The organism is Pedobacter sp. Leaf41 (assembly GCF_001422545.1).
Taxonomy (GTDB): Bacteria; Bacteroidota; Bacteroidia; order Sphingobacteriales; family Sphingobacteriaceae; genus Pedobacter.
On the sequence record NZ_LMLE01000013.1, the window covers coordinates 55,047 to 78,387 of the forward strand.

Consider the following 23,341-nt stretch of genomic DNA (forward strand, 5'->3'; position numbering starts at 1 on the left):
TTAGAACGCAAATGATTGTTTACGGAATCCCAAATTGTAATACAGTAAAAAAATCACTCGATTGGTTAAAGGCTCATCAAATTGATTTCGAATTTCATGATTTCAAAAAGAAAGGAATCAATGCCGAAAAGCTAAATTCTTGGAGCAATACTTTCGGTTGGGAAACGGTGTTGAATAGAAAAGGATTAACCTGGAAAAAATTGTCGAAAGAAGAACAAACTGCGATTGATACGCAAGATAAGGCGATCGCCTATCTAATGGAAAATACCAGCGCAATTAAACGCCCGATTATAGAGAAAGACGGTAAAGCAATATTAATTTCTTTTGATGAGGATCGCTATGAGCAAACACTTGGCTAATCCAGTTGTTATAGTGTTAAAGTTTGTTAAATAAAGCTTTGAAACATTTTAATACTTACTTTTGATATATGTATAAGCTGATTATTTTTCTTTTAATTGCCCTTCCTATTGGTGTTTTTGCGCAAACTGTTACCACTGGTACTGTATTCGATTACAATAAAAAATCGCTCACTTTACCCGGTGTTTCTGTTAGAAATTTAAATAGCAAAAAAGTAACCACCACCTCAAGTACGGGTAAGTACACCATTCCTGCTTCTGTAGGAGATTTGATTGAGTTTTCTGCCGTTGGTTACCATACCGATACTCTTTACTTAACCAGCTTGTTGAATAGAAGCATTTATCTTCCGGTAAAATCGACCAGCCTAATGGATGTTGATGTAAAAGGGGTGAGAATGAATAGCCAGATTACAGATGCAAAAGACCCATTGGCAGAAAAATACACGCTACTTAATACCGGCGGTAATTTAGGTAGAAAGCGCATGAAAGATAAAGTTGGTGGTCTAAATCTGAATCTTGGTTACGGAAAATACAAGCGGGAGCAAAGAAAAGAAGCCGAGTTAGAAGAGAAAGAAATGTACCAGGAAGAAATTGACGCTGGATTTAGTGAGAAAACAATTACCGATTTAACAAAGCTTCAAGGCGAAGATCTCAAACATTTTATGATCATTTATAGGCCGTCAATAGAGTCTGTTAAAGCAGAACGACCTTTCAGATATGATTATCACATCTCAAAAGCCTTTGTTGCTTGGCAAAAATTAACTCCTCAACAAAGAAAACTACAAGATTTGCCGAAGTTAAAGCCAAATTAGTTCGATAATACTTTCATGTATCAATATTATAACCACATATAGCGCTATATGTGGTTATTTTTTATCTTTACGATCAAATAACAACTTATTAAACTCATGAAAATTAATAAATTATTCACTTTGTGTGTTGTTTGTTGCGCTTTTGTTATTTCGGCAAATGCTCAGCAAACCGCTCCTGCCACAAATTACAATCCTGCTGAAGCTTTCGGGCCTTTGTTTTACACTCAAAACGGAAACGAGTTTCGTTCAGCAATGGGAATCCCAGGGCCAAAGTATTGGCAAAATCGCGTTGATTATAACATTACAGCCAATTTGGACGAAGCAAAAAGTTTGATTACCGGAACAGTTACCATAACCTATAAAAATAACAGTCCGGATAAGTTACCGTATTTATGGTTACAATTAGATCAGAACACATTTAAGGAAGATTCTCGTGGCAAACAAGTTACTCCAGCCCGTAGTCGGTATGGTGCCCAAGGCGAAAAATTTGACGGAGGTTACAAGATTCAAAATGTAAGTGTATCTCAAAAAGCTGCGGCAGTAAAGTTCACTTCTATTGTTGAAGACACCCGTATGCAGATTCGTTTGGATCAGCCGATGGCTGCCAATGGCGATGTGGTAACTATTAAAATGGACTATTCTTATACTGTTCCGAAAGAAGGATCGGATAGAACTGGTCATTTAACTACTAAAAACGGCGAGATTTATGCCATTGCACAATGGTTTCCACGCATGTGTGTTTACGATGATGTAATTGGCTGGAATACTTTACCATATTGGGGCGGTGGAGAATTTTACTGCGAATATGGCGATATTACTATGGCTTTAACAGCACCAGCAAGCCACATTTTAATGGCGTCTGGAGAACTCTTAAACCCACAAGAAGTTTTTACAGCACAACAATTGCAAAGATGGAATGCTGCAAAAAATAGCGATGCAACAGTTCACATCCGTTCTGAGGCAGAGGTTACCGATCCTAAATCTCGTCCGGCGAAAGATAAATTAACCTGGAAGTTTAGAATTTTAAATGCCCGCGACGCGGCCTGGGCTTCATCAAAAGCTTTTGTTTTAGATGCTGCTCGTATCAACTTACCAAGTGGAAAAAAATCATTAGCGGTTTCTGCGCAACCTGTAGAAAGTAATGGAGCTGATGGTTATGGCCGCGGGGTAGAATATGTTAAAGCCAGTATCGAACATTATTCTAAACAATGGTTCGAATATCCTTATCCAATGGCAGTTAACGTTGCTACAAATATTGGTGGTATGGAGTATCCAGGGATTGTTTTTTGTGGTTGGAAGGCTAAAAAAGGCAGTGCCTGGGGCGTAATCGATCACGAATTTGGTCATACCTGGTTCCCGATGATTGTTGGGTCAAACGAACGCAAATTCGGTTGGATGGATGAAGGTTTCAATACTTTTATCAACGGCATTTCGGCTAAAAACTTCAATAATGGAGAATATATTGGCCGCCCAACTAACATGAATTTTATAGGAAAAAGCTACATTGGTAATCCTAAGTATGAAAATATTATGCAAATGCCTGATGGAATGACAGAGGCTAATATTGGCATTAACTTATACTCTAAACCAGGATGGGGACTAGATATTTTGAGAAATGAGATTTTAGGTGAGGACCGATTCGATTATGCGTTTCGTCAATACATTAAAAACTGGGCTTACAAGCACCCAACTCCTTATGATTTTTTCCGCTCGATGGAAAATGCTGCAGGAGAGGATTTAGCTTGGTTCTGGAGAAGTTGGTTTTTAAATAGCTGGAAAATGGATCAGGCCATTGGTTCGGTTGAGGAAATTAAACAAGATGGAAACTTATCAGGATATTCTATCCGTGTAAATAATTTGGAAAAAATGCCAATGCCAATTATCCTTCAGGTAGAAACTAAAAGTGGTAAGAAAAGTATTGTAAAAGTACCTGTTGATGTTTGGATGAAAAATACCTCGTGGTTGGTGCGGTTCCCAACCACTGAAGAAATAGTATCAGTTACCTTAGATCCAAATAAGGTTTTACCAGATTCGAATCCTGACAATAATACCTGGACCGCAGGAAAGTAATATTCAGTTTTCGAAAGCCCTTAAATGCAAATTTAAGGGCTTTTATTTTTATGGTGATGAATAAAAAAGAGAACGTTTTTCAAGTTTATAATAAAATTGCTGATTGGTTTGCGGAAAACAGACCTCGTAATTTAATGGAGAAACCTTATCTGGATACAGTTATTGAGTTGATACCAAAGGGTGCAAGCCTGCTAGATTTAGGCTGTGGAAACGGAAAACCCATTATGGAATATTTCCTGCAATCAGGGTTTATGGTAACAGGTGTTGATGCAAGTGAAAAAATGTTGACATTGGCTAAACAAAATTTTCCGGCAGAAGAATTTCTCTTTCAAGATATGCGCAAGCTTAAACTTGAAACCAGATTTAATGCAATTATTGCCTGGAATAGTTTTTTTCATTTACCAGCGGAGGATCAGCCGAAAATGTTTGAGATATTTGCCAATCATCTCCTTCCAAATGGAATAATTTTATTTACCTCGGGCACAAAAAGAGGAGAGGCGTGGGGAATAAATGGTGGCGAAAATCTTTTCCATGCTTCGCTCGATACCGACGAATACCATAACTTGCTGGTTAAAAACCAATTTAAAATTTTAAATCAAACCGTAAATGATCCTTCATGCGGCAATGCAACGGTTTGGCTCGCACAATTTAATCCGCAATAGTTTTATAATTTATTTAGCTTTGTACATGGTCGATCAACAGAAAAATAATCCTCTTCACGGAATCACTCTTGAGAAAATCGTAACTGATTTGCAGGCGCATTATGGGTGGGAGCAGTTAGGGTCGCTAATTAGAATCGACTGTTTTAACAACAATCAAAGCATTAAATCAAGCCTCAACTTTTTGCGTAGAATGTCTTGGGCTCGTAAAAAAGTCGAAGATTTGTTTTTAGATACTTTTCATAAATAGCACTTACTCATATGCTTTTTGCAATCCTTTTCTCAAATCAAACAACAGCCATTGTTTGCTGGTAACTTCTTCCTTTTTCGTTTTCAATAGCTCCAGAAAGTCTTTAACACCAAGCTCTTCATTTCCATTACCATGGATAAGCACAATACTTCCATTATTTGCTTGTTGTCCTTTTGCTAACCAGGCATCGCTTCCAATTGGGATTAAACCATAAGCTTCAATTTTTTGCACAATACTTCTATCAGAAACTAAACCTGGAAAACGGAAAAAAATAGAAGGTGTCAGCCCGTTTTTGAGCATGAGTTTTTCATTCTCTAAAACCTCTGTATCCAGGTCGGTACCAGGTGCAAGTAGAAAGTTTTCGGCCAAAGGAAGGTTATTTACATCATGATTATAAGAATGATTTATCCAGGTGATATCTAAGTCTTTTTGGTTGACCAAATCTTTCAGCCAATTTAGGTCGTCCTGGTGTTTTAACATCCATTTCCCCGAAACCGAAATGGCCAGAGGCGCTGGCTGTTCTATCTTTTTAAATTCATCAAATACCGATTGAAAAATAATTCTGTCTAAGGGTTTGTGAGAGGGACAAAGGTCAATCGTTAATGTTATTCCTTGTTCTCTTGGTAGGGCATTATCGATGCCTGCATCTTGTATTTGAAAATCTTTCGCGGCAGCCGCTGTTAAAGATTTTACGTATGGGCTGGTTTTAAATTCGGTTAAGATCTGTGCCCATGGTGTTCTACTTATAACATAATTTGAAGCGCGGTCAACTTTGCTATCAAGCGTCTGCGGATTAACAAGCAATAAATATTGTTGCCCATCATTCTCAAAATTCCGAATGCCAATTAGTTTTTCAGTACCCTTATTCGCAACAAGATAATCTAATTTGTATTTCTTAATCGATTTAAAGTTTTGACCCAAACTCGAACTGGTGCTGAGAAGAAGAACAGAAATAATGAAATAAAAGAACCTGAAGCGTTTCATCTTTTGCTTATTTAAAATCTTTCTAATTTAATGCAAAAATTTTATCTTTACCACATCGCCATGAACAAAGAAAAACTAAAATTATGGTTTAAGCGTGTGGGCTTAATCGGGTTTTTATTCTTCCTGATAAAAGGATTAATCTGGCTAGTGGTATTCTATTTTATCGGCAAAAACGTTACCTAAAAGTAAACATCAGGTTGGCGATAAAATTCCAAACAAAAACAATCGCGATAGCAAAAAACTTAGCCACGTAAAAGTTTGTGCCGTTTTTACGTTGATGGAAAAGATATATAATACCGGTATTTAATGCCAATCCGATTATACTTACCACAGTAAATTTGCTAAACTCGGTTCCCCAGTGGATGTTGGTGCTTTGAAAAGTCCAAACGCGATTAATTAAATAATTGTTGGTTACAGCGAAAATGAAACCTAGCGCATTGGCCACGTATTTATTTATTTTAATTTTCTCTTTGCAAAGCCAGGTCACGCCGAAATCAATTGCCATTCCAAGCAAGCCCGTTACACCAAATTTCAGAATGCGAAAAAATAACTCCATGCTATTGTATTCTTACCAGATAAAAACGTTCTAAAACCTGAGGGCGTGTTTTAGCATTAATAAACTTTCCCGTCAGTTTTGTGATGTGAAAGTATTCAAATGATTTGAGGATTTGCGTATTGTAATCCTTTTTCAATCGCTCCATTTCTGGCTCCCAAACATAGATCACCATGTTCTTATCCCTCTTATGCTTGTTCAATGTCTCAAAATCCCAAAAATACTGGGGCTCTCCATTCGCATAGAAATCGAAAGAGTAAGCATCAGGATACATCAATACTGCTGGTTTAGCATTCGGGTGGTTTTCCTTTAACCAAATGCCCGCTTCCATTCCCGATTCATATTTGAGTAAAGCAGGATAAAAGAAACCTGAAAGAAAAATCATCAAGCTGATAGAAATCATGCTACTTCTGGCAATGATGGTTTCAATTTTTAATCCTCTAAAAAATAATACGGATAAAAATAGCAAAACACTTAGCATCGCGTTTGCAACAGAGAAGTATTCGAATTTGAAAAATATCGAAACGCAGATTAATATCACTACAATTAAAACTGCCAAAACCGTTTGAGCGATGAAAAATATTTTCAGACTTTTCCCTTCTAGTTTCTGTAAATACAGAGCGGTGATCACGGCAAATTGCGGTAAAATAATCAATATATAATGCGGTAATTGAAATTTGGACAGTGAAAATAGCAGAAAAGTGATGGCCGCACTTGTCCAGATTATAATGCTTTCTGGCGGCAAAGTAACTCTGTTTTTCTTTTTGAAAAGATTAATTACCGCAGTATAAAGTAAGATAGACCAAGGTAAAAAAGCCCAAATGGTGGTGTGCAAGAAAAATGATATATCGCCTTTGCCTTTTATTGGTCCGTTATTAAAAAAGCGACCAAACTGACTGTCCCAGAAAAAGAATTTTAATCCTGAAACTCCGGTTTTTCCAAATACAATTTTTTCTGGATGCAAATCAAACTGAACATACAAGGTGTAAAGTTCGGGAATAATAAAAACTAGAATTAGCACTATCGCAAGCCACCATTTCAGTTTTAATAACTCTTTATATTGTTTGGTGATGACCCAATAAAGGATAAAACCACCAAAAACCGGAATCAAAACAAAGATTCCTTTGATCATAATGGCGCATGCTGCGAAGAATGAACCTAAAACGATATGCCAGAAAGACCCTGATTGCGCTTTGTAATAATGGTAAATGGCTGCCAAAGTAAATGTTGTAATGTAAACTTCGGCCCTTACATCAAAAGTTGATATTAAGATGTGTAAAGAACTTAGAAAGATTAACGCACTTATTAAGCCCGTTTTATGGTTATAAATATCTTTCGCCAACTTATACAGATAACCGGCTCCAAGCAACCCAAACAAAAACGAAGGCAGCTTATAAGCAAAGGCATTTATGCCGAGAATTTTGAAAGAGGCTGCTGCCAGCCAAAAAGTTAAATGTGGTTTGTCAAGCCAATCTGCACCACGAACGTAAATGTTAATCCAATCATTACGCAAAACCATATTTTTGGCTATTGATGCATATAGCGCAGAATCTGGTTCCATAATCCCACCAAAGAGTGCCAGCGAACTGATTACAGTAATAATTCCGATTAGAATTTTATATAGCTTGATGTCTTTCAATTTCATTTACTGAAAGCAAATATGAGTAAAAATAAGTCAATTTTTTTGAACCTTTAAAGATTAACAAAGCCAAAGCCTTATCTTTGTTGCATGACAAAGTTATCGGTAAACATCAATAAAATTGCTACGTTAAGGAACAGTCGCGGAGGTAATAATCCTGACTTAGTGAAGGTTGCCTTAGATTGTGAACGTTTCGGTGCACAAGGGATTACGGTACATCCACGCCCAGATGAACGCCATATTCGTTATCAGGATGTTTACGATTTGAAAGCTGTAATTGCCACTGAATTTAATATTGAAGGCAATTGCCGTGAAGATAAATTTGTTGATCTCGTTTTAGCTAATAAACCTGCACAAGTTACATTAGTGCCAGATGCCGAAGGACAAATTACTTCTAACCACGGTTGGGATACGATAAAAAATAGGGATTATTTAAAAGAGATGGTTTCGGTTTTTCAAAAAGAAGACATTCGCGTTTCCATTTTTGTCGATCCGGTAGTTGAAATGGTTGAGGGAGCTGCAGAAACGGGCACAGATAGAATCGAATTATACACCGAGGCTTATGCTCATAACTATTACGCTGATAGAGAAAAAGCAATCGTTAACTACATCGCCGCTGCACACCACGCAAATAGATTAGGTTTAGGAATAAATGCAGGACATGATTTGGATTTGCACAATCTTCATTATTTTGCCCAAAGCATTCCTGGTTTATTGGAAGTTTCTATTGGTCATGCACTCATCAGCGATGCGCTTTATTTGGGTTTAGAAACTACAGTTCAAAAATATTTACAACAACTCGCTTAGTTACGAGTTAAAGGTTTTGAGTTGTCTGGCTCGGCAAAAAAAAATGCCTGACAAATTAAACCTTCACTCAAAATTATTTCTAAACCCGTAACCCGTAACCCGTAACCCGTAACCCGTAACCCGTAACCCATAACCCGTAACATGTTAAAAGGAATTCTCCTTGTTTTTTTTGGTGCCTGCAGTTTCGGTATCCTTTCTACTTTTGTAAAACTCGCATACCACGATGGATATTCTCTCGGCGATGTTACCGGTGCTCAGGCTTTTTTTGGCGCAGTAATTCTTTGGGTTTTGTTTTTCTTTCAAAGCAGAACTTCAAAGTATAAGACACAAAAAGTAAAGCTAATTACACCCAAGTGGAAAATGATTCTGGCTGGAATCTGTACGGGCTTAGTAAGTATTTTCTATTATCAGTCAGTTAAACTTGTGCCAAACTCAGTGGCTATCATTTTGCTCATGCAATTTATTTGGATGAGTATTTTACTGGAGTTTATCATATACAAAAAGAAGCCGTCGGGATTACAGTTTTTAGCGATCCTTTTGGTTTTGGGTGGAACAGTTTTAGCAAGTGGTATGTTAGAAACAACTATTTCAAGTTTGAGCTACAAAGGCATTGGCTTTGGTTTGCTTGCTGCGATTTGTTATGCAGGCTTTTTAATGTTAAGTGGAAGAATCGGAAACGAATATCCACCACTGCAGAAAAGTGCGTTAATGATTACTGGAGCATGTATCTTAATCTTTATTCTGTTTCCGCCTGCATTTCTATTTAATGGCGCATTAAACGGAACTTTACTTAAATGGGGGCTAATTATTGCCGTTTTCGGAACAGTAATTCCACCGTTATTTTATGCTGAAGGTGTTCCCCGCATTGGGACAGCGTTGAGCTCAATTTTAAGCGCAGCAGAATTGCCTGTTGCGGTAATGATGGCAGGCTTTGTATTGCAAGAACAAGTTTCATTTTTACGTTGGGTAGGCGTGTGTGTCATCTTATCGGCAATGGTGTTGCCCAATTTGAAGTATTTGAAGAAACGTTGATGTTTTACCGCAAAGGAAGCAAAGACAGGGCACAAAGATTACTAATTTGGGTGCTCAAATTTTTACTTCTCTTCCTTTGCGAAAAACTTAGTGTTCTTCGCGGTTAGAATAAAAAAATAAATACCTTTAAAAAGCAAAAACAAAAACATGAAAAAGCAAATTCTTTATATTCTCTCTTTTCTAATTATCGGCTTCGCCGGATGTAAAACTAAAACAACCATCAATCAGGATGAGGCGGGAGAAGTGATTACAGATTACTTAAAAGCCAACCCTGAGTATAAAACCATTCGTTTCAACTTTGGAGAAATTAAGTTTAACAGCACGAATGAAATGTTTGAGTTAGGGAAATACAAATCATTAGCAAGTAAAGGATTAGTAACTTTGAATTTAAAAGAAGCGAAAAAGAAGTTCCTTTCTAAAGATAGCAGTTTCGTATATCAAATAACTTTAACTGATAAAGCGAGTCCACTGGTTTTGAAACAAGATGCCGATAAAGCTACTGTTAAAGCCATTACCTACGTTTTAGCAGACGAAAAGCCGGTTAACTTTGAGCAGGTAAATTCGAGCACAGCGAAGGTTACCGTTTCCTTAAAAATGGTGACTACCGATTTTGAACCTTTTGATAAAGACGCCAATAAAAACAGCAACTTCATTACGAAGACTTACAAGCTGAAGTTGAGTAAAGATGAAGGTTGGAAAGTGCAGAAGTAAGGGGGTATCAAGTAATAAGTCAAATTCATTTCAGCATCCGAACTGCAAGATAAATTCGGCTCGCGAGCTTTCGGAGCTGGCCGAAGGTCGTCCTTGCGAGGCACGAAGCAATCTCATTTAAGAAAATAACTCAAGAAATTAGACTGCTTCTCCCGATAAAGAATCGGGATCGCAAAGACGGAAATTTAAAAACGTCAATTGCAGGTATGAAGCATCTGCAAGCGATGAAAAAAATGCTTCGTGCCTCAGCATAACAGAAACCTAAAAAAGATTGTAGAAAATGGCGGCAACAAACTTTAATTTTTGTAGCGTTACTGCTTTCCAAATAAATGAAATTTCTTCTTGAAATGAACAAACGTTTGTCTTTAAATACAAACTTAAAATCTACCAATTTTGTCGCCTTTAAGCGCAAATAAGACACCTTTTTTACACTGATATATAGCAAAATACAATATCGTTTTTCCTACCTTTGCAGCAAATTATTATTCATACCTGCATGAGCTTAAATATCCACTACAAGGAAGATTTTCAAAATCGTCATATTGCACCAAATGAGGCAGATACTGCTGAAATGTTGCAAGCTGTTGGCGTAAATTCTATTGATGAGCTGATTGAACAAACTGTTCCGACGGCAATTAGGTTAAAACAACCATTAAATTTGCCTGCGGCGAAGTCAGAAACTGAATATCTGGGTGCTTTAAAACAAACCTCATTGTTGAATAAAGTTTTTAAAAGCTTTATTGGTCAGGGTTATTATGATACCATTACCCCGGGTGTAATTTTACGTAACGTATTTGAAAATCCAGGATGGTATACGCAATATACACCATATCAGGCCGAAATTGCACAAGGTAGGTTACAGGCATTGTTAAATTTCCAAACGATGGTAATCGATTTAACCGGAATGGAAATTGCAAATGCATCGCTTTTAGACGAAGGTACGGCTGCGGCAGAGGCGATGTTTATGCAATACAGTACGCGTAAAAATCAAGCTGCAAAAAAATATTTCGTTTCAGATTTAGTTTTTCCTCAAACGATAGATATTTTAAAAACCCGTGCTAATCCTTATGGTATTGAATTAGTCATCGGCAGTCACTTGGATTTCGTAGCTACCGAAGATTTTTTTGGTGCGATTGTTCAATATCCGGCAGGTAATGGAGAAGTTTTCGATTACAAAAACTTTGCTTCTGAATTACACAATCAAAATATTAAATTAACGGTTGCAGCTGATATTTTAAGCTTAACCTTATTAACGCCTCCAGGCGAATGGGGTGCTGATATCGTGGTAGGTACAACGCAACGTTTCGGTATTCCGATGGGTTTTGGCGGTCCACACGCAGCATTTTTTGCAACTAAAGAAGAATATAAACGCTCAATTCCAGGTCGTATTATTGGTGTAACCATCGATAGCCACGGCGATTACGCATTACGTATGGCTTTGCAAACCCGCGAGCAACACATTCGTAGAGATAAAGCAACTTCGAACATTTGTACGGCGCAAGCATTATTGGCCATTATGGCTGGTTTTTATGCAGCTTACCACGGTCCGAAAGGATTAAAAGCCATTGCAGAACGTACGCATGGTTTGGCGGTTAGTTTAGCGTCAACTTTAAAAAGTTTAGGTTACGAGCAATTAAATTCAGCTTATTTCGATACCATTCGTTTCGATTTAGGCGACTTAAAAGGTGGCATTCATTCAGGTTGTTTAGATAACGAAATCAACTTAAATTATGTGGGTAACGTGGCTACCATCTCTATCGATGAAACTACTACTTTTGAAGATGTTGCATTAATTGCTAAAATCTTCGCTAAAGTAAAAGCGGTTGCTGCTGATCAGGTTGAGGTTGTCGAAAATGTTGAAACTGTAATTCCATCAGCTTTACAGCGTACTTCAGTGTACTTAAGTCACCCAATTTTCAATTCTCACCATTCAGAGCATGAAATGTTGCGTTACATCAAATCATTAGAGGCGAAAGATTTATCGCTTTGCCACTCGATGATTGCTTTGGGTAGCTGTACCATGAAATTAAATGCTACGGCAGAAATGATTCCGGTAACCTGGTCTCACTTTGGTCGCATCCACCCATTTGCTCCAGCAGATCAGGTTTTGGGTTACTATTCGGTTTTCAATGAGCTTGATAAATGGTTAAGTGAAATTACTGGTTTCGCAGCGATGAGTTTACAGCCAAATGCTGGTGCTCAAGGTGAATATGCGGGTTTAATGGTTATTCGTGCTTATCACCATGATAGAGGCGATTTCCACCGTAACGTTGCGCTAATTCCTGCATCTGCTCACGGTACAAATCCTGCTTCTGCAGCAATGGCTGATATGAAAATCGTTGTTGTAAAATCTTTAGAAAATGGTAACATCGATGTTGAAGACTTAAAAGCAAAAGCAGAGTTACATAAAGACAATTTATCTTGTTTGATGGTGACTTATCCATCAACTCACGGTGTATTCGAAGAAAGCATTATCGAAATTTGTGAAACCATCCACGCTAACGGCGGACAGGTATACATGGATGGTGCAAACATGAACGCACAGGTTGGTTTGACTAGTCCAGCTAATATTGGTGCTGATGTTTGCCACTTAAACTTACATAAAACATTCTGTATTCCTCACGGTGGTGGAGGTCCTGGAATGGGCCCAATCGGTGTGGCGAAACATTTAGTTCCTTATCTTCCAGGCCACGCTGTGGTTGATATTGATAAAGGAAAATCAATTTCTGCAGTATCATCTGCACCATGGGGCTCAGCTTCAATTTTGATTATCTCGCATGCTTATATTGCCATGATGGGGTCGGAAGGCTTAACTAATGCCACTAAATATGCGATCTTAAACGCAAATTATATGAAAGCTCGTTTAGAGCAACACTACCCAGTGCTTTATTCAGGTGCTCAGGGTCGTTGTGCACACGAGATGATTTTAGATTGTCGCTCATTTAAAGCCTTCGGAATTGAGGTTACGGATATTGCGAAACGTTTAATGGATTATGGTTTCCATGCGCCAACAGTTTCATTCCCCGTTGCAGGTACTTTAATGGTTGAGCCTACAGAATCGGAGCCTAAACATGAATTAGACCGTTTTTGTGATGCTCTAATTGCGATTAAAAAGGAAATAGACCAGGTAGAAAATTTGACTTTTGATAAGGTTGATAATCCACTGAAAAATGCTCCTCACACTGTTGCGGTAATTACCGCCAATGATTGGGAACACGCCTACAGTCGTCAAACTGCTGCATTTCCACTTCCGTATGTATTAGAGCGCAAGTTCTGGCCATCGGTTGGTCGGGTAAATGATAGCCATGGCGATAGATCATTAATTTGTGCTTGTCCGCCGGTTGAAAGTTATTTAGAAGAAATAGTGCCTTAAAAAGGCTGAGGGTATAAAGTCGGAAGGTTTAAGGTTTTTTCTTTCTAAAGCCTAATTCTTTCTGGCGCGGTACGAAGCAATCTTAATTAAATAAATTTATCTGCAAGTTTTGTGAATTCATTTTCATAAAGCTTGCAGATTTTTTTTTGGAAATGAATTCTCCAGAAATTTGAACCTTTTTTAGGCTGGTATGTGGTTTGTAATTATTAGGATGCATAAAACAATTTTGACGATGAAAAAAATGATTTGCCTAATGGCACTAATTGTAAGCTGTAATTGCATTCGTGCACAATATGTAGAACCTGAAAAGGCAGAGAAGGAAGCAATTAAAAGAAAAGCTACTGAAATTATTACTTATCCTTCTATAAAATTCGATTCCGTACAAACTCGAAATGCTTTAACAGAAGGAAAAGGGAAAATAACTGGGGTAGCTTTTACACGCCCAAGAGGTACTTATGGGGCAAATAATCCCCCAAAGAAAATTTTAGCTGGAAAAGTTAAGATTCAACTTTTCCCGGTAACACCTTATTTTGAAGAATATTATAAACTTTGGAAAGATAAAAGCAAGAATAACCCAAAAAATAATAAATATGTGTACATGGCTGATCGGGCATTTCGTTTGCGTTTAGAAGCGATTACCAATAGTTCCGGTGAATTTACTTTCCCCAATATGAAGCCTGGTAAGTATTATTTGTTTGCGAACGTTAATTATGATCTGAGTTATAATGATAAAGAATATACTGGGAGTGGATATAATGCTTATGGAAAAACAGATTATTACAAGCAAAACGCTTATGCTAAAAACTATAATGATTTTTTAGAAACGTTTGTTGAAGTTAAAACAGATGGAGAAACGGTAAACATAAAATTGAAAAATTAAAATATTTAATTTATTCTCATAGAACTGCTGTTTTTTTGCCCTAAATGATCTTCATCGGGTGGATATCTGCATGATGTATATATTCATCCGATGACTTATCCTTATTATTTAAACGTTCCAAAATGCCATAATATCCCAGATGGATCATGAAGGAAACATTCACTGCCCCAATCCTCATTTCGGATGGTACTCAGTTTTACATTCTCATATTTATTTGGTAAATCCAGTTTAATAAGCTCGTTGTAGAATTCTTCAACGTTCTCAACTTCCATAAAGATCATGGTGTTATCAATCCAATCTTTTACATATGCATTTTGCAAATAAAAAGACAGATTGCCCATAGTAAAAACTGACATTTGATCGCCTAAAGTAGCTTCATCAAATCCTAAATCTCTATAAAAATTTCTAGATGTTTCGAAATCTTTAGCCCCAATAAAGGGACGTATTGATTTTACCTGTTTGTTCATTTGGTCAATTTTAGATTAAAAACATTGTTATTTCTTGCAACGCAGTATCAATCATATTAATATCGATTGTAACCCAAGATTAAGAAATGTCGTCTGATACTGCAAATAAAATTTAAATGAAAAAAATACTTACGTTATTCATAGTAACAGCCATTAGTTTCAGCTTTAGTCAGGCACAAACCTTTGAAGTTAAAGTAGATAGTTTACTTAGCCAAATCTTTAAAGACAAAAACGGACCCGGAGGTGTATTCATGGTGGCCAAAAATGGCAAACCCGTTTATCAAAAAGCCTTCGGTAATGCAAATATTGAGTTAGATGTTAAAATGGCACCCCAAAATGTATTTCAGTTGGGTTCAATGACGAAACAATTTACAGCCATAGCCATCTTAATGTTAGTTGAACAAGGGAAAATGGATTTGCAAAAACCTATTTCAACCTACATTCCAGACTACCCTATGGGAGATAAGATTACAGTTCATCATTTGCTTACCCACACTTCTGGTATAAAGGATTTTACTAAAATGAAATCCCTCAATCAGATTGCGCAACAAAACCTGTCTCCCAAACAGATGGTCGATTTTTTTAAAAATGAGCCTGTAGATTTTAATCCTGGAGAAAAGTTTGAGTATAATAATTCGGGTTATGTGATCCTTGGATATCTTATTGAATTGGTTTCTGGTGATACCTATGAAAACTACATCAACAAAAATATTTTTCAAAAGATTGCTATGAAACATTCACGGTATGCCTCTGATACGGCTATTATCAAAAATCGGGCTTATGGTTATCAGCAGAAAACAACAGGCTATGTTAATAAAACCGCTATTAGCTTTAGTATTCCTTTTTCATCAGGTGCTTTAATGTCTACTGTAGATGATATGCTGCTTTGGCAAAATGCCTTAAACAAGGATGTACTCTTGAAACCCGAAACCATTAAAAAAGCATTTACAAAGTATAAATTAAATAATGGTGAACCATTTAATTATGGTTACGGCTGGCATTTAAAAGATATTGATGGAATAGCTACCAGAGAACATGGTGGTAGCATATTTGGATTTAAAACAATGGGGGTATATATCCCCGATCAGGATATTTATGTACTTGGTTTAAGCAATTGCGATTGTAATTCGCCTACACAAGTGGTTAAAGATATAGCCGGGCTGGCTTTAAAAACGTTAAATAAAAAATAAGCTTCAAGTTTAATTAAACCACAGCAATAATATGGTGTCCATAGAATGATTATGAATAAATCTTTTATTTTTGAAAAAACTTAACATAGGTCAATCATAAAGGATGAGCCTTAATTATATCTTTGTATCACAATTAAAAAAAACCAAACATGAAATTAAAAATCTCTTCAATCTTTTTATTAGTGGCAGTTGTATCATTGTCAGCTTTTAAAAGCCCTGTTAAACCAGTAGCTTATACTGTTGATCCGGCAAAATCTACCATCACTTGGATTGGTAAAAAGGTAACTGGTTCACATAATGGAACAATCGCTTTACAATCAGGAACTTTAAATGTTGATGGTAAAAAAGTAACTGGCGGAACTTTCACAATTGATATGAATTCTATCAAAGATGCTGATGGTAGCGCAAAATTAGAAGGTCACTTAAAAGCAGATGATTTCTTCGGAACAGCAAAATTCCCAACTTCAACTTTCGTAATTACTAAAGTAGCTGGTTCTGGTGCTTCATTAACGGTTACAGGTAATTTAACCATAAAAGGAATTACTAAACCAGTAAGTTTCCCAGCTACAGTTGCGGTGAATGCTGATGGTACTGTTTCTGCTTTAGCTGGTAAAATTTTAGTGGATAGAACTAAATATGACATTCGTTATGGTTCGAAATCTTTCTTCGATAGCATTGGCGACAAAGCAATTGATGATAACTTCGAAATCGGCGTGAAATTAGTAGCTAAGAAATAAAACCTCCCAACCCTCCCCTGAGAAGGATGGCTGAAAAAAGAAAGGTCTCGATTTTATCGGGACCTTTTTTTGTGTTGTCATAGCGAAGTATGAAGCAATCCTTGTACGCCTGTAGTAGACTTTTTATGAATTCTATCTTGATTTTGGAAAGCAATTGCGGTATAATTATTAAAGTTTATTCCCGCCATTCGCTGCAATCTTTTTCAAACTTATAGGTTTAAATAAAAGTATTTTCGCTGCTGTCGGGTTTAGGTACTTAATGGGCTACAAGAAACAAAGACTTTCAAACTGCAGGATTTGGTTAAAGCCTTGGTTGCTTTATTTATTTCCCGTCAGTTAAAACTGAATTAAATGAAATTCATTGCCAAGCGGTTTTGCCAGCTTTAATCTTTTTACTTTAGCTTTTAAGCTTTTCCTGTGACTTGTTTTTTCGACTTACATTCATTGCCGTTGGCTTCAACCAACGGGTGAAAATTCAATTATCTTATCCTGAACCCGCCGTCAATTTCATCAACAAAACCCGTAGCCTGATCTTTACTGTGGTAAAATAAACATTCCCAGTTTTCATCAGCAGCTCTTTTTCCAAATTCCTTTCGTAATTCCATCGCTTTGCGGCCATCGAAATCGTATTTGGCAATGAAGTTTTTGATTAATTCGCCAGGTTCTGGCAATACATCGCCTCCAAAAAAAACTTTCTGATTCCCCTCAGTTAATAGAAAAACCTGGTGGTTTGGGCAATGCGCACCTGTAAATTCAAATGCAATGGTTTCATCCAGATTTCCATCGCCTTCTACAAACTTCAACTGTGCATTACGTTGCAGGTATTCGAAAATATCGGTGTGGTAAGAGCTTGATGTGCTACTAAAAGCAGTTTCCCATTCGCCACGATTGATCACATATTCTGCATCCGGAAAACTGAGCTCCGTTTGATCACCTAATTTGTGAATCATTCCACCAGAGTGATCGTAATGCAAATGCGACATCAAAACCTTGGTAACATCTGTTGGGTCAAACCCGGCATTCCGGATGTTTTTGTGTAAAATCAGTTCGCCATGGTCATCACTGAAACCTAAACCGGTATCAAAAAGAACTAGATCATTCTTAAGTTCTACCAGAAAAGGTTGGACGTTGATAAACAAAGAAGCCGGGCGATCTTTATAATTGTGAATGGATGAATCAAACGGTACGAATTTTTTTGAGGCATCTACAGAATAGGTGCCTTCGAATAAGGTATGAACTTGCAAAATGTAGAGATTTAAATTAAAAAAGTATATTTACTGTTCGGAAACAAATATAATGGAAAAAAGATGGGTGCTGACATCAAATTGTAATGATGACACGGTAAAGAAATTAGCAGAACAACTCAATATAGATCAATCACTTTCACAAATTTTAGTTCAACGCAATGTTTGTGATTTTGACCAGGCAAAGTATTTTTTCAGGCCTGATTTAAATCAACTTCACGATCCATTCTTGATGAAAGATATGGGTAAAGCCATCGAAAGAATCGAAAATGCATTAGCAACTCACGAAAAAATTCTGATCTATGGTGATTATGATGTTGATGGAACGACATCGGTAGCTCTTGCTTTCAGCTTCTTTTCTGAAATTACCTCAAATATCGAATACTACATTCCAGATCGTTATTTAGAGGGTTATGGAATTTCTACTGCGGGTATCGATTATGCGAATGAAAACGGATTTTCTCTGATTATTGCTTTAGATTGTGGTATAAAATCCATCGATAAGGTTGATTATGCAAATGACTTAGGAATCGATTTTATCATTTGTGATCACCATTTACCTGGTGATGAATTGCCAAAGGCAGTAGCAGTTTTAGATCCTAAAAGATTGGATTGTGAGTATCCGTTTAAAGAATTGGCAGGCTGCGGAATCGGCTTCAAACTGGCGCAAGCCTATGCTCAAAAACATCATCTTCCAACAGAAACCTATTTGCAATATCTTGATTTGGTAATGGTAAGCATTGCCGCAGATATTGTTCCAGTAGTTGGCGAAAATAGAATTTTAGCGTATTATGGGTTAAAAAAATTAAATACTAATCCATGCGAGGGCTTAAGGGCTTTAATGGAGGTTTCGGGTAAAACTGAAAATTACACCATCACGGATGTGGTATTTACTTTGGGTCCGCGGATAAATGCCGCCGGCCGTATAGACCATGCAAAACATGCCGTAGCGATGTTGCTTTGCCAGGTAGATGGAAATTCTTCAGAGCAGAGTGAATTAATAAATCTGAAAAATACAGAACGCAAAACATACGATCAGGATATTACTCGGGAAGCATTGGCTTTAATAGGGAAGAGCGAAGTGCTTATTAACCGAAAAACCACTGTTGTATTTAACGAAAATTGGCATAAAGGGGTTATTGGCATTGTAGCTTCGCGGTTAACAGAGAAATATTACCGCCCAACCATTGTATTAACCAAATCAAACGGACATGTGGCAGGTTCTTGCCGATCGATTGTAGGCTTCGATTTGTATGAAGCGTTAAGTGGCTGCGCTGATTTACTCGACCAATATGGTGGTCATAAATTTGCAGCTGGCTTAACCATGCAGGAGCAAAATGTTACCGCTTTTGCCGATAAATTTGAGGAAATTGTTTCTTCAAGTATCACCGATGAATTGTTAACACCGATGATAAAGATTGATGCGGAAATAAATCTTGCTCAAATCGATGGTAAATTTTATCGTGTATTGGCGCAAATGGGTCCATTCGGACCTGAAAACATGGCGCCGATTTTTGTTACACATAATGTATACTTAGATCGGGCTGCAATGGCAGTAGGTGCAAACCACCTCAAAATGAATATAAAGCAACAGAATTCACTTATTTTTGAAGGCATTGGTTTTGGTCTGGCTGAATTTCAAAATCTCTTACAACCAAAAGTGCCATTTTCTGTTTGTTATACCATAGAAGAAAATGTGTGGAGAGAAAAGAGACGTTTACAGCTCAATATTAAAGGGATAAAGATAAAGGAATAAAGATAAAGGAGCAGGGATCAAAGAACAAGGATAAAAGAGCAAGGACAAAGGAGCAAAGCGTAAAGGATAAAAAGTAAAGATCAAAGAAAAAAGACAAGACTTAAGGATGAGGAATGAACAACCCAGTCTTTATTCATTGATCTTTGTTCTTTTATCTAAAAATCGATAAAAAATGATATTAAGAGCCGAAAATTTGGTAAAAAAATACAAGCAACGCACTGTTGTAAACGATGTTTCATTTAATGTGAGTCAGGGGGAAATTGTGGGTTTGCTTGGCCCGAATGGTGCCGGTAAAACGACTTCTTTTTACATGATTGTAGGGTTGATTAAGCCAAATGAAGGCCGCATTTTTTTGGAGGATGAAGATATTACGGAAGATGCCATGTACCGCAGGGCACAGAAAGGCATCGGTTATTTAGCCCAGGAAGCTTCTGTTTTTCGAAAGCTAACTGTTGAAGATAATATTCTCGCTATTTTAGAAATGAGTAACCTAACCAAAGAAGAACAGAGAGACAAGCTGGAAGAATTGATCAATGAGTTTAGCTTACATAAGGTTCGGAAAAACAGAGGTGATTTATTATCAGGAGGGGAGCGCAGAAGGACTGAAATTGCCCGTGCTTTAGCGGCAAACCCGAACTTTATTCTTTTAGATGAACCATTTGCTGGGGTAGATCCAATTGCTGTAGAAGAAATTCAAAGCATTGTTGCAAAACTAAAACATAAAAATATTGGTATACTAATAACCGACCATAATGTTCAGGAAACACTTTCCATTACTGATAGGGCCTATTTGCTTTTCGAGGGAAAAATTTTAGAGCAAGGTGTTCCGGAGGTTTTGGCAGAAAACGAAATGGTAAGGAAGGTATATTTAGGGTCTAACTTCGTATTAAAACGCAAGAAATTTGATGTTTAAATATTAATTGCAGAGATATAGGATAGACACATTTTTAATATTTGAAATCCATTGTAAATAAAATGAGCCCAAATAAGAGCATTTTGAGAATTGATGATAATTCTGGTTTATTGCCAGATCTGTGTTTATCTGTGGTAAAAAAATAAATCATGGCAATCGTAAATTCAATTTTTACCTGGTTAATGAAAAAGCGGATCCATCAGATCGAGCTTTTTATGAAATATCCACACGATGTTCAACAGGAGTGGTTTCAAACTTTAATTGATAGTGCAGAAAATACTGAATGGGGCAAGTTATATGATTACAAATCTATTTTAACCCCTCAACAATATCAGGAGCGGGTTCCCATTCAAAACTATGATACATTAAAGCCATTTATTGAAAGAATGCTGGCTGGAGAACAAAATATTTTGTGGCCATCAGATATCAAATGGTTTGCCAAGTCATCAGGAACTACAAGCGATAGAAGTAAATTCATTCCGGTTTCGGCAGAAAGTTTGGAAGAGTGCCACTTCAAAGGTGGTAAAGACATGCTTTCCATCTACTGCAATAATCGCCCAGACAATCAAATGTTTACTGGTAAAGGTTTAGTATTAGGCGGCAGTCATCAGGTAAATCAACTCAACGAAGACTGTTTTTATGGCGATTTATCAGCAGTGCTGATTAAAAACCTTCCCATCTGGGCCGAGTTTTACCGCACTCCCGATATGTCTATCGCATTGATGGATAACTACGAAGTAAAAATGGATAGGATGGCAGAGGCTACTATCCACGAAAATGTAACCAGTATTTCGGGCGTACCAACCTGGACCATTGTTTTGGCAAAGAAGGTTTTAGAACTTACCGGCAAGAATAATTTATTGGAAGTATGGCCAAACCTGGAAGTTTACATCCATGGTGCCGTAAACTTTGCTCCCTATCGTGAGCAGTTTAAACAGCTTATTCCATCGAGTGAGATGTACTATCTGGAAACCTACAATGCTTCTGAAGGTTTTTTTGGAATCCAGGACCAGGACGATTCTGATGAAATGCTGTTAATGCTTGATTATGGCATTTTTTATGAGTTTGTTCCGCTGGAAAACATTGGCGAAGATAATCCAAAAGCACTTTTATTGGGTGAAGTTGAATTGCATAAAAATTATGCGATTATCATTTCAACGAATGGTGGTTTGTGGCGGTATATGATTGGCGACACGATTCAGTTCACTTCACTTTCTCCTTATCGGATAAAAATTACCGGCCGTACGAAACATTTTATAAATGCTTTTGGCGAAGAAGTAATTATAGATAATGCTGAACAGGCCTTAACAAAGGCTTGCCTTGCCACTGGTGCCGAAATTAAGGATTACACTGCCGGTCCTATTTATTTTGAAGGCGAAAAAGCTGGAGGACACGAATGGATTATCGAGTTTGATAAACAACCAAACGACTTCGAAAAGTTTATCAATGTAATGGATAATACCTTGCGGGAGGTAAATTCTGATTATGATGCCAAACGATTTAAAGATATGGCTTTGTGTAGGCCTACAGTGCATAATGCTCCAGCCAATACCTTTTATAATTGGTTAAAAAGCCGTGATAAATTGGGCGGCCAGCATAAGGTTCCGCGTTTGGCGAATGAGCGAAAATATATTGACGATATTCTTGAGATGATGAACGCATCAGCTGCCTAAAAAAAAAGATGATGAGTGCTAAACAACTGATATTGTGTTTGTTTTTTCTGACCTCTTCTGGCTTAAAAACATTTGCCCAGATTAATGAAAGTAAAAAAGCAAAAATCGCTTATAAAATTGTAGAAACCTCGCCCAGATGTAAACAACTTACTAAAGGCTTGTTTGAAAGGATCAAGAAAAATGGAGGAACATCTTATGGTGTAATGTTAGAATCTAGCCCAAACCCTAAAACTGATCCTTCACAAAGCTATTCCAAAACCTATGATTTTAACTTACACGAAAGCTATCCTGACCGGATGCCCATCATTGCCAGATTCATTTTTGATCCGGTAAAAAGGCAGTTATTTGAAGAAGACACTGCAAATGATAAGCTGGTGCCGATTTCATTCGATAAAAAATTGCTTTTATTGTTTGATCAAAAATAATTGAAGCTGACTATTTATTTAAATAGCATATGGTTTAACTTTTTTGGACGTTAATTTGTAAAGCATTATTTATGAGATTTAACAGGAAGAGAGTTTTAGATTTTTTTAAGAAATCTGAAAACAGAGCAACGTTGATTTTGAACGACAAATCTAAAGCAAGTGGCACAATTAAAGATGCTTTGGGCAAAGCCATAAATAACAAAAGCGATCTTGATGGGGTTTGGACTAAAATGGTTTTGCTATTTGGCGTGGCAAAAGATTATGTAAACGGCGACTATACCGAAATCCCAAAAAGATCTATCATTGCCATTTTGGGAGGAATTATATATTTTCTTTCTCCTTTGGATATCGTTCCGGATTTTGTTCCGCTTTTAGGTTTTATGGATGATATTTTTGTACTTAATTTAGTATATAAACAAGTTTTAAAAGACCTGGAAAAGTACAAAATATGGAAAGATGCTCAATTGAAATTTATCGGCAAATTAGATGATCCTTCAACAACTTAGTTTTATCGATTGGCTAAGCCACCATTCTTTAGCTTGCCCTTTCAAAAGATATTTCGGTTATGATTGCCCGGGTTGTGGTTTGCAGCGGTCCGTAGTTTCACTTCTAGAAGGCGATTTCCTTGCTTCATTTAAGTATTATCCGGCCACCATTCCTTTAGTTTTCATCATCATCTTTACTGCATTTCATTTAAAATTTGATTTTAAAGTAGGGGCTTCTGTAATAAAATTCGCATTTTTAGGTATTGCAGCAATTGTGTTTATCAACTACATTTACAAAATATATACCCATCAACTTATCGCTTAA

The 23,341-nt window shown here is 37.0% G+C and carries 24 protein-coding genes; 19 read left to right on the forward strand and 5 right to left on the reverse strand.

The window, feature by feature from the left end:
• The first annotated feature begins 11 nt into the window (after positions 1–11).
• The 5 genes from ASE92_RS20320 to ASE92_RS20340 all read left to right on the forward strand — a co-directional run bounded on the left by ASE92_RS20320 (position 12) and on the right by ASE92_RS20340 (position 4,147).
• Positions 12–359 (forward strand): Spx/MgsR family RNA polymerase-binding regulatory protein, encoded by a 348-nt coding sequence (locus ASE92_RS20320; RefSeq protein WP_056851959.1) that lies wholly within the window; start codon positions 12–14, stop codon positions 357–359.
• Positions 360–427: 68 nt separating this feature from the next.
• Complete coding sequence (locus ASE92_RS20325) at positions 428–1,168, forward strand: carboxypeptidase-like regulatory domain-containing protein (RefSeq protein WP_056851960.1); 741 nt, start codon at positions 428–430, stop codon at positions 1,166–1,168.
• A gap of 96 nt (positions 1,169–1,264) precedes the next feature.
• A complete protein-coding gene (locus tag ASE92_RS20330) occupies positions 1,265–3,238 on the forward strand; it encodes a M1 family metallopeptidase (protein WP_056851961.1) in 1,974 nt (657 codons plus the stop codon).
• Between the two features lie 56 nt (positions 3,239–3,294).
• On the forward strand, positions 3,295–3,900 hold the full coding sequence (locus tag ASE92_RS20335; RefSeq protein ID WP_056852021.1) for a trans-aconitate 2-methyltransferase: 606 nt from the start codon (positions 3,295–3,297) through the stop codon (positions 3,898–3,900).
• A 25-nt stretch (positions 3,901–3,925) separates the two neighbouring features.
• On the forward strand, positions 3,926–4,147 hold the full coding sequence (locus ASE92_RS20340) for a VF530 family DNA-binding protein (protein WP_056851962.1): 222 nt from the start codon (positions 3,926–3,928) through the stop codon (positions 4,145–4,147).
• 3 nt (positions 4,148–4,150) lie between these two features.
• Here ASE92_RS20340 and ASE92_RS20345 read toward each other — a convergent pair whose 3' ends face one another.
• On the reverse strand, positions 4,151–5,131 hold the full coding sequence (locus ASE92_RS20345; RefSeq protein ID WP_056851963.1) for a hypothetical protein: 981 nt from the start codon (positions 5,129–5,131) through the stop codon (positions 4,151–4,153).
• A gap of 30 nt (positions 5,132–5,161) precedes the next feature.
• Here ASE92_RS20345 and ASE92_RS21245 point away from each other — a divergent pair, with 30 nt between their 5' ends.
• The gene (locus ASE92_RS21245) at positions 5,162–5,314 is read left to right on the forward strand and encodes a hypothetical protein (RefSeq protein WP_157255805.1); all 153 of its coding nucleotides are present in this window, start codon (positions 5,162–5,164) and stop codon (positions 5,312–5,314) included.
• Here ASE92_RS21245 and ASE92_RS20350 read toward each other — a convergent pair.
• On the reverse strand, positions 5,307–5,687 hold the full coding sequence (locus ASE92_RS20350; protein WP_056851964.1) for a GtrA family protein: 381 nt from the start codon (positions 5,685–5,687) through the stop codon (positions 5,307–5,309). The genes ASE92_RS21245 and ASE92_RS20350 overlap by 8 nt on opposite strands.
• A 1-nt stretch (position 5,688) precedes the next feature.
• Positions 5,689–7,329 (reverse strand): glycosyltransferase family 39 protein, encoded by a 1,641-nt coding sequence (locus ASE92_RS20355; protein ID WP_056851965.1) that lies wholly within the window; start codon positions 7,327–7,329, stop codon positions 5,689–5,691.
• 84 nt (positions 7,330–7,413) lie between these two features.
• Here ASE92_RS20355 and ASE92_RS20360 point away from each other — a divergent pair, with 84 nt between their 5' ends.
• The 5 genes from ASE92_RS20360 to ASE92_RS20380 all read left to right on the forward strand — a co-directional run bounded on the left by ASE92_RS20360 (position 7,414) and on the right by ASE92_RS20380 (position 14,126).
• On the forward strand, positions 7,414–8,130 hold the full coding sequence (locus tag ASE92_RS20360; protein WP_056851966.1) for a pyridoxine 5'-phosphate synthase: 717 nt from the start codon (positions 7,414–7,416) through the stop codon (positions 8,128–8,130).
• Positions 8,131–8,271: 141 nt separating this feature from the next.
• A complete protein-coding gene (locus ASE92_RS20365) occupies positions 8,272–9,162 on the forward strand; it encodes a DMT family transporter (protein WP_056851967.1) in 891 nt (296 codons plus the stop codon).
• 147 nt (positions 9,163–9,309) lie between these two features.
• The gene (locus tag ASE92_RS20370; RefSeq protein ID WP_056851968.1) at positions 9,310–9,873 is read left to right on the forward strand and encodes a hypothetical protein; all 564 of its coding nucleotides are present in this window, start codon (positions 9,310–9,312) and stop codon (positions 9,871–9,873) included.
• Between the two features lie 496 nt (positions 9,874–10,369).
• Positions 10,370–13,246, forward strand: coding sequence for an aminomethyl-transferring glycine dehydrogenase (gene gcvP / locus ASE92_RS20375; protein WP_056851969.1), 2,877 nt, complete (start codon positions 10,370–10,372; stop codon positions 13,244–13,246).
• A gap of 232 nt (positions 13,247–13,478) precedes the next feature.
• Positions 13,479–14,126, forward strand: coding sequence for a hypothetical protein (locus ASE92_RS20380; RefSeq protein WP_056852022.1), 648 nt, complete (start codon positions 13,479–13,481; stop codon positions 14,124–14,126).
• Positions 14,127–14,230: 104 nt separating this feature from the next.
• On the opposite strand, the gene ASE92_RS20385 is transcribed toward ASE92_RS20380, so the two are convergent.
• Positions 14,231–14,593: a glyoxalase gene (locus tag ASE92_RS20385; protein WP_056851970.1), complete on the reverse strand. Its 363-nt coding sequence runs from the start codon at positions 14,591–14,593 to the stop codon at positions 14,231–14,233.
• Positions 14,594–14,709: 116 nt separating this feature from the next.
• Between ASE92_RS20385 and ASE92_RS20390 the strand changes: the two genes are divergently transcribed.
• Both ASE92_RS20390 and ASE92_RS20395 read left to right on the forward strand, forming a co-directional pair.
• Entirely contained in the window at positions 14,710–15,783 is a 1,074-nt protein-coding gene (locus ASE92_RS20390) for a serine hydrolase (protein WP_056851971.1), read from the forward strand.
• 149 nt (positions 15,784–15,932) lie between these two features.
• The gene (locus tag ASE92_RS20395) at positions 15,933–16,520 is read left to right on the forward strand and encodes a YceI family protein (protein WP_029286450.1); all 588 of its coding nucleotides are present in this window, start codon (positions 15,933–15,935) and stop codon (positions 16,518–16,520) included.
• A 479-nt stretch (positions 16,521–16,999) separates the two neighbouring features.
• Here ASE92_RS20395 and ASE92_RS20400 read toward each other — a convergent pair whose 3' ends face one another.
• On the reverse strand, positions 17,000–17,764 hold the full coding sequence (locus tag ASE92_RS20400) for an MBL fold metallo-hydrolase (RefSeq protein WP_157255806.1): 765 nt from the start codon (positions 17,762–17,764) through the stop codon (positions 17,000–17,002).
• Between the two features lie 52 nt (positions 17,765–17,816).
• On the opposite strand from ASE92_RS20400, the gene recJ reads away from it, so the two are divergent.
• From recJ to ASE92_RS20430, 6 genes are all read left to right on the forward strand, one after another.
• Positions 17,817–19,520 (forward strand): single-stranded-DNA-specific exonuclease RecJ, encoded by a 1,704-nt coding sequence (gene recJ, locus ASE92_RS20405; RefSeq protein WP_056851973.1) that lies wholly within the window; start codon positions 17,817–17,819, stop codon positions 19,518–19,520.
• Positions 19,521–19,692: 172 nt separating this feature from the next.
• Positions 19,693–20,433, forward strand: a complete 741-nt coding sequence (gene lptB / locus ASE92_RS20410; RefSeq protein WP_056851974.1) for an LPS export ABC transporter ATP-binding protein — start codon at positions 19,693–19,695, stop codon at positions 20,431–20,433.
• Positions 20,434–20,582: 149 nt separating this feature from the next.
• Positions 20,583–22,106 (forward strand): GH3 auxin-responsive promoter family protein, encoded by a 1,524-nt coding sequence (locus ASE92_RS20415; protein WP_056851975.1) that lies wholly within the window; start codon positions 20,583–20,585, stop codon positions 22,104–22,106.
• A gap of 11 nt (positions 22,107–22,117) precedes the next feature.
• Positions 22,118–22,531 (forward strand): hypothetical protein, encoded by a 414-nt coding sequence (locus ASE92_RS20420; RefSeq protein ID WP_157255807.1) that lies wholly within the window; start codon positions 22,118–22,120, stop codon positions 22,529–22,531.
• A gap of 71 nt (positions 22,532–22,602) precedes the next feature.
• Positions 22,603–23,037: a YkvA family protein gene (locus ASE92_RS20425; RefSeq protein WP_056851977.1), complete on the forward strand. Its 435-nt coding sequence runs from the start codon at positions 22,603–22,605 to the stop codon at positions 23,035–23,037.
• On the forward strand, positions 23,018–23,341 hold the full coding sequence (locus ASE92_RS20430; protein WP_056851978.1) for a DUF2752 domain-containing protein: 324 nt from the start codon (positions 23,018–23,020) through the stop codon (positions 23,339–23,341). The genes ASE92_RS20425 and ASE92_RS20430 overlap by 20 nt, the downstream gene beginning before the upstream one ends.